The sequence below is a fragment of the Actinophytocola sp. genome, from assembly GCF_049647105.1.
In the GTDB taxonomy this organism is placed as follows: Bacteria; Actinomycetota; Actinomycetes; order Mycobacteriales; family Pseudonocardiaceae; genus Actinophytocola.
In genome coordinates, this window is record NZ_JBARWZ010000233.1 from 1 (window position 1) to 1,699 (window position 1,699).

The 1,699-nt window shown below is 76.4% G+C and carries 1 protein-coding gene; it reads right to left on the reverse strand.

All coding sequences use genetic code 11. The features are described 5' to 3' along the window. Positions 1-1,699, reverse strand: a 1,699-nt coding sequence (locus WBA97_RS27990; RefSeq protein ID WP_424233930.1) for a non-ribosomal peptide synthetase, incomplete at both ends; no start/stop codon positions are given.

The window sequence follows — 1,699 nt, forward strand, 5'->3', positions numbered from 1 at the left end:
GGGCCGCGGCCGCCTCCGCGAGGCGGGCCACGGTCCGCAGCTCGTACACGTCCCGCGGCGCCAGCTCCACGTCGTGGCCGCGGGCGAGGCTCACCAGCCGCATCGACGAGATGCTGTCGCCGCCGAGCCGGAAGAAGTCGTCGTCGATGCCGACGGTGGCCTCGGTGGCCACCGTCTCCCGGAACAGGTCGGCGAGCAGGCGCTGCATCGGGGTGGCCGGTGCGCGCCCGGCAGCTGCCGCGGCGCGCGGCTCGGGCAGTGCCGCCCGGTCGAGCTTGCCGTTCGGTGTAGTCGGCAGCTCGGGCAGCGTCACGAACGCGGCCGGCACGAGGTGCGCGGGCAGCCGGGCGGCGAGCGCGGCGGCCAGCTCGTCGAGATCGGGGTCGTGCCCGGCCGACGGCACGACGTAGGCGACAAGCCGGGTGCCGGTGCCGGTTCCCGCGCGGGCCACGACCGCCGCCCGCGCGACGCCGGGCTGGTCCACGATGGCGCGCTGGACCTCGCCGGGCTCGACGCGGAAGCCGCGGATCTTGATCTGGTCGTCGGCGCGACCGAGGTAGTGCAGCTCGCCCGCGTGCCGCCGCACCAGGTCGCCCGTGCGGTACATGACCGTGCCGGGCGGGCCGAACGGGTCGGCGGTGAACCGCTCCGCGGTCAGCCCGGGCCGCCCGAGGTAGCACCGCGCGACGCCGGCACCGGCCAGGTACAGCTCGCCGGGCACGCCGTCGGGCACCGGCCGCATCCCGCGGTCGAGCACGTACGCGGCCGAGTTCGCCAGCGGCCGCCCGATCGGCGGCGCGAGGACCGCGTCGTCGCCCGCGTCGGTCCAGCCAGTCGCGTAGACGGTGGCCTCGGTCGGCCCGTAGAGGTTCGCGAGGCGCGCGCCGGGCAGGACCTCCCGGATGCGGGCGACGAGGTGTTCGGGGAGTGCCTCGCCCGCAGCGACCACCCAGCGCGCCGCGAGCCGGTCCGGCGGGTCGGTGAGGACCGCGTCGAGCACGGACGGCACGCCGGAGATGAGGCTGCCCTCGAACGGCCGGTCCGCGAGCGCGAGCAGGTCCGGCACCAGGTCGAGCCGCCCGCCCGTGACGAGCGGGGGGAAGATCTCGAACACCGACACGTCGAAGCACAGCGACGTCGACGCGAGCACGTGTGTGAACGTGTCCGCGCCGAACTCGGCGACTGCCCACGTGACCAGGTCCGCGAGCGAGCCGCGGGAGACCACGACGCCCTTGGGTGTACCGGTCGAGCCGGACGTGTGGATCACGTACGCGGCGCAGGCGGGGCCCGGCACGGCCACCGGTTCACCGGGTGGTGCGCCGCCGAGTGCGCCGGGCACGAGCCGGGGGACGCCGGCGGGCGCGGCCGGTCCGTCCGCGGTGGTGACCAGCCCTGCCGGGTTCGTGCCGGCGAGAATCGCCGCGATGCGGGCCGCCGGATACGCGGGGTCCAGTGGCAGGTAGGCGGCGCCGGTCGTGAGCACCGCCAGCACCGTCGCGATCAGCTCCGGCGTCCGCGGCAGCGCGATCGCGACCAGGCTCTCCGGACCCGCGCCGTGCTCGCGCAGCACTGCGGCGAGGCGGTCGGACCGGTCCAGCAGCTCGCCGTAGGTGACCTGCTCGTCCGCGCACACCACCGCGACGGCGTCCGGGGTGCGCCGCGCCTGCACGCGGAACAGCGCGGCCACGTCGTGCTGTTC